5 protein-coding genes and 1 pseudogene are annotated in these 17,788 nt (G+C 67.7%); 4 read left to right on the top strand and 2 right to left on the bottom strand.

The features are described 5' to 3' along the window. Positions 1 to 30: 30 nt before the first annotated feature. Both G6N51_RS25180 and G6N51_RS25175 read right to left on the bottom strand, forming a co-directional pair. Positions 31 to 1,323, bottom strand: a complete 1,293-nt coding sequence (locus tag G6N51_RS25180; protein WP_163750959.1) for an MCE family protein — start codon at positions 1,321 to 1,323, stop codon at positions 31 to 33. 283 nt (positions 1,324 to 1,606) lie between these two features. After that, positions 1,607 to 2,281: a TetR/AcrR family transcriptional regulator gene (locus tag G6N51_RS25175; protein ID WP_083175978.1), complete on the bottom strand. Its 675-nt coding sequence runs from the start codon at positions 2,279 to 2,281 to the stop codon at positions 1,607 to 1,609. 212 nt (positions 2,282 to 2,493) lie between these two features. On the opposite strand from G6N51_RS25175, the pseudogene G6N51_RS25170 reads away from it, so the two are divergent. From G6N51_RS25170 to G6N51_RS25155, 4 genes and pseudogenes are all read left to right on the top strand, one after another. After that, a pseudogene (locus G6N51_RS25170) lies at positions 2,494 to 2,982 on the top strand (glutathione peroxidase). Positions 2,983 to 3,463: 481 nt separating this feature from the next. Then, positions 3,464 to 4,507, top strand: a complete 1,044-nt coding sequence (locus tag G6N51_RS25165) for an ABC transporter permease (protein ID WP_083176000.1) — start codon at positions 3,464 to 3,466, stop codon at positions 4,505 to 4,507. Positions 4,508 to 4,509: 2 nt separating this feature from the next. Next, a complete protein-coding gene (locus G6N51_RS25160) occupies positions 4,510 to 12,471 on the top strand; it encodes a type I polyketide synthase (protein WP_158086266.1) in 7,962 nt (2,653 codons plus the stop codon). Continuing rightward, positions 12,464 to 17,782: a non-ribosomal peptide synthetase gene (locus G6N51_RS25155; protein ID WP_083175982.1), complete on the top strand. Its 5,319-nt coding sequence runs from the start codon at positions 12,464 to 12,466 to the stop codon at positions 17,780 to 17,782. The genes G6N51_RS25160 and G6N51_RS25155 overlap by 8 nt, the downstream gene beginning before the upstream one ends. Positions 17,783 to 17,788 lie beyond the last annotated feature (6 nt).

Raw genomic sequence — 17,788 nt, 5'->3', positions numbered from 1 at the left:
AAGACATTCTGCATTCTTCACGTCGCAGATCTAGGGATTGATGGTGTTATCCCCGACCTGGCGGCCCCAGACGTACTCGATCGCATACGGCGATCCGGTGTCGAGGTGGTTGTACGGCGCGATGCTGTTCCCGGTGTCCATCACCAATTCCGGTGCTGGCCAAAGGTGTCGGGTGATCGGCTGCCAGCAACCCGGGGCACCGCCCGGCCCGCCGCGCGCGTTCACCCGCGGCAGGTTCTCCGGGTAGGTGTAGGGGTTCGGCGCGCCGCCGACCACCCCGGCCAAGCCGCCGACCAGGCTGGCGATGGTGGCCACCGCCGACACCGGGTTGGCCAGCAGCCCCAGCCCGGACAGCGCCTCGGTGTTCATGTTCAGCGAATAGCCGTTGAAACCGCCTTCGGACGCACCGGTCAGGGGCACCACGTCGTGGTAGTTGCGCAGCGTGCAATAGATCGCCGGGCTGTAGGTGTCCAGCAGCTGGGCGCTGGGCACCAGGTCCTGCGCGCCGCGCGCCAGGTACGGGCCGCCCCTGTTGAAGATGTCGGCGCCGGTGTTGCCGAACCCGGCCGCCGCCAGCAGCGCCTGGTCCAGATCCTTCTGCTGCGCGTTGATGGTCCGCGACGTGATCACCGCGTTGTTCAAGAAATCGAACAGGTCGGGCGCCGCGTTGGCGTAGGTGTCGCCCAGCCCGGCCAGCTGCTGAATGTCGCGGCGCGCCTGCGGCATCTGCGGGTTGACGTCATCGAGGACCGCGTTGGCGTTGACCACCGACTGCCCGAATTTGTCGCCCAGCCCGGTCAGCGCTTGGGCGGCCGCACTCAGGGTCAGGTTCAGCTTGACCGGATCCACCTTCTCGTTGATCGACACGATCGTCTGGAACAGCGTGTTGATCTCGGTGGTCACCGACCGCGCGTCGATCACGGTGTGCGGGTTGAGCTTTTGCGGCGACGGGTTGTCCGGGGCGGTCAGCGACACGTACTTGCCGCCGAACACCGTGGTCGCCTTGATGTCGGCGTTCACGTTGGACGGGATCAGCGACAGATACCGCGGATACACCTCCAGCGTGAACTTGGCGGCGGGCTTGCCGTCGCGCACCGTCTCGGAGATGTTGCCCACCCGGCCGATCTCGACCCCGTTGTAGGTGACCTTCGAGCCCGGATCCATCACCAGCCCGGCCCGCGACGCCAGCATCGTCAACTCCGTCTTGGGCGTGAAACCCCCGCGGAACTGCACATACACCAGCGCGAAGACGATGGCCAGGACCACCAGGACGGCAACGGCGATCCACCGGTACGGCGGGAGGCGCTGGGAATTGACCTGCACCGGGGAAGACGTGGTCACCAGTGCCCCTCACCTCTGCGCCGCGCCCCGGTGCCGCGGCGGAACCTCATCCCCTGCGCGGGGCTCTGTACACACTTGCAATAACGAACGCCACAGGAATGTACCTTGACCGCCGCCACTCGTGCGAACCGGCGTTCGCAGAATCGCGAGTCGCCGCAGCAGGACGCGCAGGCCGGCGGCCACACGCGGAAATGGCGGTACACCAATCCAATCGGCGCGGAAGCTCGACCGTGATCGACAGCCGCCGCGATGCCGTTCCGACCGCCTACCCGACCGCGCTCCCGCTACGCAGTGTCGGCGTCTGCTGCACGGCAAGCGCGGTGCGCCGCCGGAGGAATTGCTCGAAGTACTCGTGACGGTCGGGCTGCAGGATTCCGCTCATCAGCAGGGTCCAGCACTTCTGCAGGTCGGATAAGAATCGCTGCGGGTCGTCCAGGCTGCTCGTCTTTCGGAGTCCCATGTGCACGGACAACATCATCCGTCCCAGGCCATCGGGGGCACAGCCTTCAGAAATGTCGCCCTCACCGATGGCTTGCTCGACGACTGCGGCCAGGGCTTTGATCCATTGGCCGAACAAATTCCGATGCCGCCCTTCCGATTGCCCCACCGACTCGATCAGGTTCAACGCCGCCCTGAACAGATCCGACTTGATGTCCCGCGCGGCCACCAGAAACGAGAAGTCGATGAGGGTCTCCAAGCCGGACAGCCCCCGGGTCAGCAGGTCTTGCAACGAGCCCGTCGCCGCGGCGGTCTGCTCGTCGATGATCGCGAGTGCTAACGCGTATTTCGAGCTGAAATGGAAATACAGTGCGCCTTTGGTCAGCCGGGCCTCGGCGAGAACGTCGTCGAGACCGACCTCGTGATAGGGCCGCCTGGCGAACTGATGCGCGGCGGCCCGAATGATCTGTCGCCGAGTCGCGTCGGCCGAGGGGCTCGCCACGGTTAGGTTATTCGGCCCGGCAACGCCACGACCGGCTGAAATACCGACAAGTCCCCTCCCGCGCAGCTAAAACCCAAGCGATTCAACGATAACCGCTGCCGCCGCAGGTTAGCGGCGCGCCCACCCGTATTCTTCATCTCACTACCCGAACGGGCAGCGGCAGTTGAGCCGACTCTCGGTGGTTCTGGCCAGATTGCGTTAGCGTCGTCGGCGTGACCCTCAAAGACATCCCACTGACCACCCTCGATGGCCAACCCACCACGCTGGCCGAATTGTCCGACGGCGCAACGCTGGTCGTGAACGTGGCGTCCAAGTGCGGACTGACTCCGCAGTACACGGCGCTGGAGAAACTGGCGAAGGACTATGGTGACCGCGGCCTGACGGTCGTCGGCGTGCCCTGCAACCAGTTCATGGGCCAGGAACCGGGCACGGCCCAGGAAATCCAGGAGTTCTGCTCGACGACATACGGGGTGACGTTCCCGCTGCTGGCGAAGACCGACGTCAACGGCGCCGACCGGCACCCGCTCTACGCCGAGTTGACCAAGGCCGCCGATCCCGCCGGCGAGACGGGAGACATCCAGTGGAACTTCGAGAAGTTCCTCATCGCACCCGGCGGTGAGGTGGTGTAGCGATTTCGGCCCCGCACCGAGCCCGACGCCCCGGAGGTCATCAGCGCCATCGAGGCCGTGCTGCCGCGATAGGCGTGAAAACGGCCCGCGGAGTAGTTCCGGGGGCCGTCTTACCTGGTAGCGGGGACAGGATATTCCTCATGGCAGCCGGGTAGCTCATTACGAGAGTCGCCTTCCCGCGCCGGTAATGCCAAGCGATTCAACGGTAGCCGCTGAGGACACTCAGCTTAGCGTCGCGCGCTGGAGTGGGCTCCGCCCGAGTGGTCGTCGAGTTGAACGAGCCATCCGCACCGAGCGATGTTCTCGCCCAGGGCGTTTCGGCCCTCACTCGCCGTGATCGCGCGGCGGAACATGCGGACGGAGCCTCCCAGGGAGACCCAAGAACCACCACGTCGAGCCCGCCTGGCCTGCGAAAACGAGGCGTAGGTCATGTCCGATAAAGGCCCTTCGGCTCTACGCGAGCCACCGTCCAGCCGACATTGTTGCAAGGAACTCAGATCGGAGGTCGGCAGTGGGATCTATTGGTGACCTGCGAAAACAGCTGTGCGCGCCAATGCTGATCACCGCGTTCCGGGACATGCAATGGCGCCTGCGACGCTTCATCATCGCGGCCGTCGGCACCGGAATGGTATTCGCGCTGACCCTCATCCTGACCGGGCTGACGCACGGTTTTCGTGTCGAGGCGCAGCGTGTGGTCGACTCGATGGGCATTGACACCTACCTCATCCAGACGGGCGCAGTGGGTCCGTTCATGGGTTCATCGAGGTTCCCGGAGGCGGAAGTACAGGCGATCGCACGGCTCCCGGGCGTCGCATCGGCGATCCCGGTGGTCTATGGCAACACGATCCTGCAAGATCGGCGCTCGCCGCAAAACGTGAACGTCTACGGCGTGCCTGACCAAGCGATGCCGCCGATCGTTGCGGGACGGGCACCGTCGAATCCCGGTGAAGTCGCCATGTCGAACACGCTGGGGCGACCCGTTGGTGGCGACGTCGAGATGGGTTCGGAGATGCTGCGGATCGTAGGGCTGGTCGACAAGTCGACCACGCTCGCAGGCCAACCCAATGCGTTTCTGACCGTTGCGGGGGCGCAGCGGTTGATGTTTTCCGCGCAGCCGGTGGTCTCCGCCATCGGTGTTCGCGGCACACTCGCCCACATACCCTCCGGCTATCGCGCCGCGGATCGCCGCGCTGCGATCGACGACATGGTCCGCCCGCTGCACGGGGCTCGCCTGGCGATGTTCTATATGGCAATTCTGCTGTGGGGAGTGGCGGCGATGATCGTGGGATCGCTGATCTATCTCTCTGCGCTGGAGCGCACCCGCGACTTCGCGGTGTTCAAAGCCCTCGGCGTCCCCAGCCACTCGGTGCTCACCGGGCTCGCGCTACAGGCAGTGCTCGTCGCGTTGGTCGCCGCGGTCCTCGGTGGGCTGCTGGCGGTGGTGCTCGGCCCGATGTTTCCGATGCTCGTGGTGGTGACCACCTCGACCTTCCTGTCGTTGGTGGCGACCGCGGTGGTGATCGGCCTGCTGGCGAGCTTGGCCGGCGTGCGGCGCGCGGTGGCGGTCGACCCGGCGCTGGCGTTCGGAGGGTCATAGTCGTGGGTGATCTGCGCATCGACGATCTCGTCGTCGAGTACTCCAACGGTGGGCAGGCGCTCCGCGTCATCGACGGTCTGGACCTGGAAGTCAAGGCCGGATCTCTGGTGATCGTGTTGGGCCCCAGTGGGTGCGGGAAAAGTTCATTGCTGTCGTGTATCGGCGGCATCCTCAGCCCAACCGGCGGGCGCATCCTGGTCGGCGGCATCGACGTCACGACGCTGGACCGTCGCAGGCTGACCACTTACCGCCGCAGCACCGTGGGCATCATCTTTCAATCATTCAACCTGGTGGCAAGCCTCACCGCACTGGAGAACGTGATGGTGCCGCTGTGGGCGGCCGGGTGGTCGCGGCGCGCGGCGCGCGAACGCGCCGAGGAATTGCTGACTCGCGTCGGTCTGCGCGAACGCATGACACACCGGCCCGGCGACCTCAGCGGCGGTGAGCGCGAACGGGTTGCGGTGGCCCGCGCGATCGCGCTGGACCCGCCGCTGATCTTGGCCGACGAACCCACGGCCCACTTGGACCAAGTCCAGGTGCAAGGGGTGCTGCGGTTACTCCGGGAGTTGGCCAGCGGTGAGCGCATCGTCGTGGTCGCCACCCACGACACGCGAATCCTGCCGTTCGCCGACCACGTGGTCAGGCTACTGCCGGATGTCAACGCGACCGACTCCGAGCCCGAAACCGTGTGTCTACCAAGCGGTTCGGAGTTGTTCGAGCAAGGCAGCATTGGGGACCTGATCTACGTCGTCGCCGACGGCGAACTGGAAGTCGTCCGCGAATCGGCGGACGGGGCGCAGGATCTGCTCAAGGTCGCCACCGCCGGCGACTACGTCGGCGAGCTCGAGCCGTTGTTCCAGATGGCCCGCTCGGCGACGGTGCGTGCACGCACGGACGCGGTCGTTACCTGCTACACCGTGGAGGGATTCCGCGGATTTCTCGAGACCAACTCCGAGGGCGCCGTCATCGAAAGCCCCAAAAGCGGCTTGAGGCAGGGAAATGGCGAGACCAACCACCCACACGACGGGGCAATGCTGATGACACGAGTCCGCAAAACGAGTGGCCGGGCCAAGGCCGACGGGGGAAGCGAGACCGGCGTCGCCGACAAAAGCGATGCCGAGCGTGCGCGCGTCGAATCGGGTTGGAAAATGGCGGATTATCCGCCGCTCACCGCGCCGACGCTGGTCGGGCAATTGCAGCAGCGGGCCGCGCGCTACCGGGACAAGCTTGCGTTCACCTACTCTCGCGATGGCGAGGAAAAAGACGTCAGCCGGCTGAGCTATCAGCAACTGGATGCCCACGCTCGACAAATCGCGTCGACCCTCCAGAGCCTGGGCGCCACCGGCGAGCGCGTCCTGGTCCTGTGCCCGCCGGGCCTGGACTTCGTCGCCGGCTTGTTCGGGTGTCTTTACGCCGGAGCCATCGCCGTACCGATGCATCCACCGGTACGCGATCACCTTGTCCCGCGCGTCGAGGCGATCATCGCGGACGCGCAACCCGGCTTCGCCCTGTCCACCACCGAGATCCAGGCGAGGATCCGGCCCACGGTGGACGGTCTGGTCAGGGGGCGTCCGTTGCGCTGGGCCGTCACCGACACGGCGGGCGATGACCGGACGTGGATTCCACCAGACATTGACGCCGGCGCAATCGCAATGGTGCAGTACACCTCGGGCTCCACGGCCACACCGAAAGGCGTTGTGCTGTCGCACGGCAACCTGGTCCACAATCTGGAAACCATTCGGCGGACGTGGAAGTCGGGATTCGACGCGAACGCCCACGGTGTGTTCTGGCTGCCGCCCTACCACGACATGGGTCTCATCGGCGGTATCCTCGAGACCCTCTATGTCGGGGGGACTTCCGCCCTCATGCCGCCGGGCGCGTTCATCAAGCGCCCCATGCGGTGGTTGGAAGCGATGTCGAGGCACCGCGCCGTGATCACCGCAGCACCCAACTTCTCCTACGACCTCTGCGTCGAACTCAGTACCCCCGAAGAGCGTGCGGCGCTCGATCTGTCCAGCTGGTCGATCGCCATGTGCGGTGCGGAGCCGGTGCGTAGCGCGACCCTGCGGGGTTTCGCCGAGGCGTTCGCCCCGGCCGGTTTTCGGCCGGAGGCGTTCTATCCGGTGTATGGGTTGGCGGAGGCGACGCTGCTGGTCTCCGGCGGGTCGGACGCCCCGGTACCGTTGGTTCGGCACATCGATCGCATCGCACTGCGCGAACGCCGGGTCGCGGAGGTCATGCCGGAAAACCCCAACGCTACAACGCTTGTCGGTTGCGGTCGGCCCCAAGGTGGCCAGCAGGTCGTCGTCGTCGACCCCGAGACCCGGCGGCCGTGCGGGGCCGACGAGGTCGGCGAGATCTGGGTCGCCGGGCCGAGCGTTGCACAGGGTTACTGGCAAAAGCCCGAACAGACCGAAGCCGCATTCTCAGCGCACCTTGCGGGCACCGGCGACGGCCCGTTCCTCCGTACCGGAGACCTGGGCTTCTTACAGTCCGGGGAGCTGTTCGTCACGGGACGCCGCAAGGATCTGATCATCATCCGCGGCAGCAACCATTACCCCGAGGACATCGAGCTCACCGTGCAGGCCTGTCACCCGGCACTGCTGCGCGGCCGGGGTGCGGTCTTCTCCATCGCTCCCGGACCCGACGCCGCCGAGCAGCTCGTCGTCGTGCAGGAGGTGAGCCACCAACAGCTCGGTGCGGGCGAACTCAACGAAATAGTCGACGCGATCCGGACCGCGATCACCGAGCACCACGAGATTCAGGTAGACGCCGTTATCCTCTTGGAGCCGTTGCGGATTCCGACGACGTCCAGCGGCAAGATCCAGCGGTCCGCCTGCCGGCAGCAGTTCATCGACGGCCAGCTCGAGGCGGTCGTTGAATGGCGCGCACCGCGGCTCGAGATCCACCCCACGACCGCTTCGCCGGAACACGCCGGGCGCAGTGCCGCGGAACTCGCGGACTGGTTCGTCTCCCAGCTCTCTGGTGAACTCGGCATCCCCGCAACGGATATCGACCCATCCCGTCCATTCGCCTACTACGGCCTCGATTCCGTCCACGCCATCCGGCTGACCGCCGCATTGGAATCCTGGCTCGGACGCGAACTTTCGCCCACACTCCCCTACGAGTACCCCACGATCGACCTGCTCTCCCGCCATCTGGCCGAGGAGGTCCCCGCCAGCGACCGCACTGCCGCACCGGCCGGTGACGGCGGTGGCGCACGCGCCGCGGACGAGCCGATCGCCATCATCGGCATCGGCTGCCGTTTTCCGGGCGCCGACGGGCCGTCGGCCTTCTGGCGGGAGCTGTCGGACGGCGTGGACGCGATCAGCGAGGTACCGCCGGACCGCTGGGACGCCGACGCCTTCTACGACGCGGACCCGTCCGTGCCGGGCACCTCGGTCACCCGGCGGGCCGGTTTCGTGCCCGGGATCGACAAGTTCGACTTCGGATTCTTCGGCATCTCGCCGAGGGAGTCGGCGCAAATGGACCCCCAGCAGCGCCTGATCCTCGAAGTGGCTTGGGAGGCATTGGAAGACGCCGGGCAGGTGCCAGAGCGGCTTGCCGGTAGCGACACCGGCGTATTCGTCGGCATCTCCACCACCGACTACGCAAATCTGCGGGCCGGCCAACTGCAGCTCGTCGACGCCTACACCGGTACCGGAAACGCGTTGAGCATCGCCGCCAACCGGCTGTCCTACTTCTACGACTTCCACGGACCGAGCATGGCCATCGACACCGCCTGCTCGTCGTCGTTGGTCGCCGTGCACCTGGCCTGCCGCAGCCTGCGGGACGGCGAGTGCTCGCTGGCCTTGGCCGGAGGCGTGAACGTCATCCTGTCGCCGGCGCTCATGATCAACTTCACCAAGGCCAGGCTGATGGCGCCCGACGGCCGCTCCAAGACTTTCGACGCCGGCGCGGATGGCTACGTCCGCGGTGAAGGTGCCGGGATCGTGGTCCTCAAACCACTCAGCCGGGCGCTGGCCGACAACGACCCGATTTATGCGGTGATCCGTGGCACCGCGATCAACCAGGATGGCCGGACGAACGGGCTGATCGCACCCAGCCGGCAATCGCAGGAGGCGGTGCTGGCCGCGGCCTACCGCCGCGCCGGTCTTTCGCCCGGCACCGCCCAATACGTCGAGGCGCACGGCACCGGAACGTTCCTCGGTGACGCGATCGAGGCGAACGCGCTGGGCACCGTCCTGGCGGACGGCCGTCCGCCAAACAGCCCATGCCTGATCGGCTCGGTCAAGACCAACATCGGCCACCTGGAGGCGGCGGCCGGGGTGGCCGGGCTCATCAAGGTGGCGTTGGCGTTGCAGCACAAGATGATTCCACCGAGTCTGAACTTCGTCGAGCCCAACCCCGAGATCCCCTTCGACGACCTGCCGGTGCGGGTGGCGCGAACCCTCACCCCGTGGCCGGCAAATGGCGGGCGAGCGGTCGCCAGCGTCAGCTCGTTCGGCATGGGGGGCACCAACGCGCACGCCGTGCTCACCGAAGCCCCGCAGGTTCGGACCGCGGCCGAACCCGGCACGACAGCACCGGACCGCGCCGAGTTGCTGCCGCTTTCCGCGCACTCCCCCGAGGCCCTGGCCGCACTGGCCGACCGGTACGAGTCGGCGCTGGCATCCGGGGCGGGGCTGGCCGACCTGTGCTACACGGCCGGTGCCCGTCGCGGCCACTACGAGCATCGGTTGTCCGTGGTCGCAGACTCCCCCACCGCGATGTCGGAGTCCCTGGGCGCCCACCGGCACGGGCAGTCGCGGCCCGGGTTATCCGTCGGACAGTGCCGTACCGGCCAGCGACCCAGAGTGGTGTTCGCGTTTCCCGGCCAGGGCTCACAGTGGCGCGGCATGGGGCGGCGACTGCAAACCGAGGAGCCGGTGTTCCGCGACGCCTTGGCGGCGTGCGACCGCGCGCTCACGCCCCACCTCGGCCAATCAATCCTCACGCTGCTGGCCGAGGAAGAGGAATTCACCGACATCAGCCTGATCCAACCCGCGATCTTCGCCATGCAGGTCGCGCTGGCCGCCCTATGGCGCTCATGGGGGGTCGAGCCCACCGCGGTGGTGGGGCACAGCATGGGTGAGGTCGCGGCGGCGCACGTCGCCGGTGCGCTGAGCCTCGAAGACGCCGCGCGGGTGATCCACTTCCGTGCGCTCATGCTCCGCACGGTGCGCGGCCGCGGGACCATGATGGCGGCGGAGCTCAGCCTCGCCGAGGCGCAGGAGCTCATCGCCGGCCAGGAACGCAAGGTCTCGATCGCCGCCAGCAACAGCCACCGATCGACGGTGCTGTCCGGGGACCGAAAGGTTTTGGCAAAGCTGATGGCGGTGCTGCAGCAGCGCGACCGATTCTGCCGGTGGGTCGACGTCGACGTAGCCGCCCACAGCCCGCAGATGGACGCGTTGGCTCCCGCCCTGCGCGGCGGGCTCGCCGGACTGCGCCCGACCGCACCGGCGATACCCATTTACTCCACGGTGACCGGCGATCTGCTCACCGACCGCCTGGCCGACCCCGATTACTGGGCGGAGAATTTGCGTTCCCCCGTGCATTTCTCGCCCGCGCTGCGCCGGCTGCTCGAGGGCGGGCATGACGCTGTCATCGAGATCAGCCCGCACCCCGTTCTCTTGACCTCGATCCGGGAGGACGCCCAGGATCTGGGGCGGAGTTGCGCCGCGCTGCCGTCGATGCGGCGTGACGACGGGGGACGGGCGACGGCGCTGACATCGCTCGGCACCCTCTACACCCTCGGTCAGCCGGTCACCTGGGAAGCGGTGTACCCCCCGGGCAGCCACTACGTGCCCGCACCGACGTACCCGTGGCAGCGTGTCCATTCCTGGCTGGACGTCGGGGCGATCACCCCGAACGGCTCCGGCCCGCTGCCGCAGGCCCCCGGCGCGACCGAGGTCGCGGGCCTGCGCGACCGGATGTATCGGCTGCGCTGGCAGCCCACATCCAGCGCGGCGGAGCGGAACGGGTCGAGCCGGCCGGACGGAGCAGGCAGCTGGCTCATCCTGGGCGACGGCGGGGCTGCCGCGGACACCCTCCGGACGCACCTCGAATCGCATTCTCAACGGTGCGTGCTGGCCCAGCCGGCACCGACCGGCGGAGGCTACGAGCGTCTTACCCCGGACAGTTACCGCCTTGACCCCGCGCAGCCCGAACACTTCAAACAGCTGCTCGAAGACGCCTTCACCGACGACGGGCCGCCGTGCCGCGGGGTGGTGCACCTGTGGGACCTGCTGGCCGCGCCACCGGCCGACACGTCGCTCGAATCGCTGGATTCGGCAACCACTTTGGGCCCGGTGAGCGTCGTGCATCTGGTGCAAGCGCTGGCGCGGGCCGGTTGGTCGGCGTCGCCGCGGCTGTGGCTGGTGACGCGGGCGGCGCAGGTGACCGACGCCTCGGAGGCCGAAACCGTGTCGATCGCGCAGGCTCCGGTGTGGGGAATGGCCCGCACGATCGACCATGAGCACCCGGAACTGGGCTGCACCTGTGTCGACCTGTCCGCCGCCGGCGGTCCGGAAGATCTCGAAGCCCTGTTCCGCGAGGTGTGGGCCGATGACCGCGACGGCGACGTGGCGCTCAGGGGCGGCCGCCGCTATGTCGAGCGGCTGACCCGATACGACGAGCCGGAGCCCAACGAGACCGCGTCCTTCAAGGAGGACGCCACCTATCTCGTCACCGGCGGGCTCGGCGCGCTGGGCCTCGTGGTGGCCGCATGGATGGCCGAGCATGGTGCCCGGCACCTGGTCCTGATGGGACGTGGCGGCGCCTCGGCGGAGGCGCAAAAGGCGCTGGACGGCCTGCGCGCGGAGGGCACCGAGGTAACCGTCGCACAGGGCGACGTCGCCAAAGCCGACGATGTTGCGGCCATGCTCGAGTCGATCGCCGAGTCGATGCCACCTTTGCGCGGGGTGATGCATGCGGCGGGGATCACCGACGACGCCATTCTGCAACGCCTCGACGCGCGCAAACTCCGCAAAGTCATGGCGCCCAAGGTTCAAGGTGCCTGGAACCTGCACGCGCTGACCAGAGACGCGGAACTCGACTTCTTCGTGCTGTTCTCGTCGGCCGCTTCCTTGCTGGGCCCGCCCGGGGCGGCGAACTACGCGGCAGCAAACGCCTTCCTGGACGCGATGGCATGGCACCGCCGCGCCGAAGGCCTCCCGGCGTTGAGCGTCAACTGGGGGCCATGGGCCGAGCTCGGCTTCTTCAGCAGGTCTGAGCTGCAGAGCTACTTCGCCCAGTACGGCGTCGCGGCCATGCCCGCCGCCGATAGCCTCCGGGCGCTGTCGTCCTTGCTGGCGCGGTCGGCGACGCAGGCGGTGGTCCTCGACATCGACTGGTCGCGATGGCAACCCGACGTGCAGCCGCCGCTGCTCGCGGAGCTTGGCGTCGCGCCCTCGGGTGACAAGCCTCAAGGCGGGACCGCGCCCGGGCCGGGAAGTGGACTTTCCGACGCGCTGCAGGGCGCAACACCGGAGGAGCGCCAACGGCTGCTCGAGTCCTACCTGTGCGAGCTCGCCGCCGGCAAACTCGGTCTGGCGCCGGCGAGCCTGGACAAACAGACACCGCTGAACAGCCTCGGCGTCGACTCGCTCATCACGGTGGAGTTGCGTATGCAGGTCGAACGCGACCTGGGCGTCGTCGTGCCGGTCACCCGGCTGCTGGAGGGACCCAGCGTGGCCAGTCTCGCCGAATGGCTTCGTGAGCATCTGCCGGCGGTGGCGGCGGGCGCACCCGCGACGCCGCCCGACGGGGCGGCGCCGCAGCAGGCCACCCCGGAGCACACGACCTCGCAGCGAACGGACGGCGCGCCGTCACGCGGGATCGACCTGCTCACCCGTGTGCCTGAGCTTTCCGACGATGCCGTGGACGAACTGCTCCAGCAGGTCTTGGACGAGAGGGGCGCCCCGCGAGAGCTCGCCGTGAAGGACGGCGGAGATGACTGATAAGTCCATCGACATCTCCGGTCTGTCTCCCGAGAAAAAGCGCGCGCTGCTGTCCCAGCTGCTGATGGCGGAAGCCGAGGAATCGGCCTCGGCGCATCCGATGTCGTACGGACAGCGATCCATGTGGTTCATCCACAAACTTGCACCGACCAGCGCCGCCTACAACGTCACGTATGCCGGGCGGATCAGCGGCGAGCTCGATGTGCCGGCGCTGGAACGCGCGGCCCAGGCACTCGTCGACCGGCATCCGACGCTTCGGACCACGTACGCCGAGCGCGACGGGCAACCGGTCCAACTCGTTCATCCGCACTGGCCGGTGCGCATCGCAAGGCATCATCTCGGTTCCGGTGAGCCCGGGGTCGACGAGTGGATCCGCCGGGAGACCGACCGTCCTTTCGACCTGTACACCGGCCCGGTGCTGCGGCTGACGCTGCTGGAGCGCACACCCGAGGAACATGTATTGCTCTTGGGTTTGCATCACATCGCCGTCGACTTCTGGTCCATCGACGTCATTCTCGACGAGCTGCGCCTGCTCTACGCCGCCGAGCACGGTGCGGCCCCACCCCCGCCGCCCGCGGAAAGCTTCGTCGACTATGCCGACCAGCAGGCCCGCATGCTCGCGGGTGCCAAAGGCGACGACCTCTGGACCTATTGGCGTGAGCAGTTGGCCGGCGAACTGCCGGTCCTCCAATTGCCCACCGACCGGCCCCGACCGGCCGTCCAGACCTACCCCGGCACCGTGCACCGGTTCACCATCGACGACACGGTGACGGCCGGGATCATTCAACTGGGCCGACGCGTGGGTGCGACTCCCTACATGACGCTGCTGGCGGCCTACGCCGCGTTGCTGCACCGCTACAGCGGACAGGGCGAGGTGGTCATCGGCTCACCTTTCGCGTGCCGCGACCGGGTCGTGCTGGAGGATCTGGTCGGCTACCTCACCAACCCGGTCGCCCTGCGCGCCGACCTGCACGACAACCCGGCGTTCATGGCCCTGCTCGGCCGCATCAAGGACACCGTGCAGGGCGCCCTCGAACACCAGGACTATCCCTTCGCGCTGCTCGTGGAGCGGCTTCGGCCGGTGCGCGACCCGAGCCGCACGCCACTGTTCCAGGTCTCGTTCGCCTGGGAACAGACGCGCCGCTTCTCCGACGACCCGGACCCGCAACGCGGGGGGCTGCCGCTCGAGACGCTTCATGTCGGGCAGGGTGGCGCGCCGTTCGACCTGATGATGGAGATAGGCGAACGCGACGGGAAGCTGTCCGGTGTCCTGCAGTACAACACCGACCTCTTCGAGGCCGGGACGATCGAGCGGCTGGCCGGGCACTTCGTCACGCTCCTCGCCGGTATCGTCGCCGATCCCGGCCGGCGGGTCTCGCAGCTGCCGCTGCTCACCGACGGGGAGCGCCGTCAGCAGCGCGCCTGGAATCAATCCGAGGCCGCCTATGACGCCCCGGCCTGCCTGCACGAGATGGTCGCGGCCACAGTCGTGCGCACCCCGGATGCCGTCGCGGTGACGTGTGGTGACCGCGAGGTGACCTACGCGGAACTCGACCGCCGGGCCAACGGTCTCGCACACCGGCTGCGGCAGCTCGGCGTGGGCCCCGAGGTCGTCGTGCCCGTCCTGCTGGACCGCTCCGAGGACCTGGTGGTGGCGGTGCTGGGCGTCCTCAAGGCGGGTGGCGCCTTCATGCCGCTCGACTCGGCGCAGCCCGCGCAGCGCATGGCCACGATGCTGGACGACGTACCGGAAGCGCCGGTCTGCGTCACCCACCAGAGCAATCTGGTGCACCTGCCGCCCGGCTTCACCGGTCACCGGCTCTGCCTGGACCTGCCGTCGGCACCGTCGGGCGAGGACGCCGCCCCCACCGCCGAGACGTCACCGGCAAGCCTCGCCTACGTCATCCACACGTCCGGTTCCACGGGTAAGCCGAAGGGGACGCTCAACACTCACGCCGGGATCCGCAACCGGCTGTTGTGGATGCAGGACGCCTACCGGCTGACCCCCGAGGACCGGGTGCTGCACAAGACTCCGGTGAGCTTCGACCCATCCGTCTGGGAGCTCTTCTGGCCCTTGATCGTCGGCGCCCGGGTGGTCATCGCAAAACCCGAGGGCCACAAGGATGCCGCGTACCTGGTTCGGACCATCGTCGAACAGCGCGTCACCACAATGCATTTCGTGCCGTCGATGATGCGCCGGTTCCTCGCCGAGCCCGGGGTGGCCGCGTGCACCGCACTGCGCCAGGTGTTCTGCAGCGGTGAGGCGCTGCCGTACGACCTGCGCGACCACTTCCTGGCCACGCTGGACGCCGAGCTGTACAACCTCTACGGGCCCACCGAGGCGGCCATCGACGTCACCCACTTTCACTGCGAGCGAGGCGAATCCGGCACGCTGGTGCCGATCGGGCGACCGATCGCCAACATCCGCGCCTACATCCTGGACGCGCATCTGCAACCGGTGCCGGTGGGCGTGCCCGGCGAACTGTACATCGGCGGCGTGGGACTCGGCCGCGGCTACCTCAACCGGCCGGACCTGACCGCCGCCGTCTTCGTGGCCGATCCTTTCGCGGAGCACCCCGGTGAGCGGCTCTACCGCACCGGCGACCTGACCAGGTATCTGCCCGACGGCAACATCGATTACCTGGGGCGCATCGACTTCCAGGTCAAGATCCACGGCTTCCGGATCGAGCCGGGCGAGGTGGAGGCAGCGCTGGCGCAACACCCCGCGGTGGCCGAGAACGCGGTGGTGATCAGAACCGACAGCCGCGGAAACCTCATCCTGGTCGCGCATGTCGTGCCGGCCGGCGGCGGCGCGCCGTCGACGGCGGAGTTGCGCCGCTTCCTGATTGACTTGCTTCCCGCCGCCATGGTGCCCGCGGTCTTCGAGGTGACGGACGCGCTGCCGCTCACGTCGAGCGGAAAGGTGGACCGCAGGGCCTTGACGGCGGCCGACAGCGCATCGGGACCGCAGGAGCCGGTGTTCGTGGCTCCGCGCACGCCCACCGAACAGGTTCTGGCCGAGATCTGGTGCGAGGTAATGGGTCTGGAACGGGTCGGCGTCAACGACGACTTCTTCGCCCTCGGCGGCGCCTCGACCCAGAGCCTGGAAGTAGCGGTCCGGGCGAACGCGGCAGGCCTGCCCCTGCGACCGGAGTCGATGTTCGTCTACGGCACGATCGCCGAACTCGCCAGCGAATACGGCCCGATCGCCGGCGAGGCAACGGATCGGCGCGATAGCCCCGCCGAGGCGGACCTGACGGCGCCCGCCCCTGCGAATCCGGTGCAAACCACACCCGAGGATAAGCGAAACACGGTGATCGAAAGCCTCGGCGTGTACCTCCCGGCGCGAACCGTGTCGACCAAGACGGTCATGGCGGAGTGCGCCAACGAAATCCGCATACCGCTGGAACGCCTGACCGGCATCAAGAACCGGCGGGTGGCCGGCCAGGACGAGTTCTCGATCGACCTTGCGCGGAAGGCGGCGGAGGACTGCCTCTCCCGGTCCAGCTATCGCCGCGAGGAGATCGACCTGATCATCGCCTGCAACATCTCCCGCTGCGACGGACTCGGCCATCGGTTCACCTTCGAGCCCAGCACCTCCTCGCGGCTGCGCGACCAATGCGGCCTCGTCAACGCCTTGGCCTTCGACATCAGCAACGCCTGCGCCGGGATGTTCACCGGCATCACCGTGGCGGACGCATTCCTGCAGACCGGATTGGTTCGGAGCGCGATGGTGGTCAGCGGCGAATACATCAGCCACCTCACCGAGACCGCGCAAAAGGAAATCGAGGGGCCGATGGACCCGCGCCTTGCGTGCCTGACCCTCGGGGACGCCGGCGCGGCGGTGATCCTGGAGCGCGGGCCCAACAACCGGGTCGGCTTCCACGACATCGACATGACCACCCTCAGTCGCTACAGCAGACTGTGCATCGCCAAGGCGACCGAGGCCCCGCACGGCGGCGCGATCATGCTCACCGACTCCGTCACTCAGACCGCGATCGCAGTCAAGCACGCGGTGCCCTACGTCGCTGCAGTCATGCAACGGCACGGATGGCGGCCGGAGACCTGTGATCACCTCTTGATGCACCAGACGTCCGAGGCATCACTCAACGACGCGGTCGTCGCCGTCAATCGGATGTTCGGACCGGGCGCAGCCCACCGGGGAAACACCATCTACAACGTGGCAGAGCGCGGGAACACCGCCACCACGACACACTTCGTCGCGCTGAACGACTACATCCTCAGCAACCGGATCAACTCCGGAGACAACGTGGTCTTTTCCATCACCGGTTCCGGACAGACCGTCGGTGCCGCGCTGTACACCTTCGACGACCTGCCCGACCGGATGCGCCGAGGCGCCGGCGGGCAGGACGGCCGCAGCATGCGGACCAGCGCCCGCAGAGATGTACCGGCGACGCCCCGCGTGCGCATCGGCAGCCTGGGCATCGCTCCCGCAGCGCAATCGGCTGCTCCGAGCTCGATACGGTTCGCGGTTCAAGCGGCGACGGCGTGCCTTGACCAAAGCGGCCTTGATCGCGCGGCAGTCGGTCTGATCATTCACGCCGGCGTCTACCGTGACGACTTCCTCAGCGAACCGGCCGTTGCCTCGCTCGTCGCCGGCGAACTCGGCATCAACGGCGACGTGCAGTCGCCGGACGGTCCCAAGACCCTCGCCTTCGACGTCCTGGGCGGCGCGGTCGGCTTCCTGAACGCCTGCCACGTCGCCACGGTGATGATCGGGGCGGGAAAGGTTGAACATGCGATGGTCGTGGCCTCGGAGATAGAAAACAACACCCCCGAAAGCGGCGATCCGCTAATTGGCATCAACCAGACCGGCTCGGCCGTTCTGGTCAGCCGAAGCGACGGCACGGAAGGCTTCGGCCGCTTCATCTTCCAGCAACACCCGGAGTACGGCGCGGCGCTTGCCACCTACACACAGGACCGTGACGGCCGGACCCGGCTGCAGGTCGACCGCGACCCCAACCTCGCCGACATCTACCTGAGCTGTATCCCCTCCGCGGCCAAGGAACTCTTGGCGTTGGAGGGACTTGACCCCTCCGACATCGCGGTCGTGTTGCCGCCGTACCTGTCACGGGCCGCGCTCGACGAGCTGGGCGCCCAGATCGACATTCCGAGATCGCGATTCGTCGACCTCGCCGATGAGGAGCCGGCCGCCGACCCGTTCACCTCGTCGCTGCCGTATGGGCTGCAACAAGCCCGGCGGCGCGGGCTGGTGCGGCCGGGCGACATCGCGCTGATCGTGACGGTCGGCTCAGGTGTCCAGGTCGGTTGCGCCACCTACCGCTTCTGACTCTGG

Source organism: Mycobacterium paraseoulense (assembly GCF_010731655.1).
Classification (GTDB): domain Bacteria; phylum Actinomycetota; class Actinomycetes; order Mycobacteriales; family Mycobacteriaceae; genus Mycobacterium; species Mycobacterium paraseoulense.
Note: the sequence above shows the minus strand (reverse complement) of the source record. Positions and strands in the feature narration are given on the sequence as shown.

Excerpts from the sequence above, each read along its gene's own strand:
- G6N51_RS25155 (WP_083175982.1), top strand. The coding sequence starts at position 12,464 with ATGACTGATAAGTCCATCGACATCTCCGGTCTGTCTCCCGAGAAAAAG.
- G6N51_RS25165 (WP_083176000.1), top strand. The coding sequence starts at position 3,464 with ATGCTGATCACCGCGTTCCGGGACATGCAATGGCGCCTGCGACGCTTC.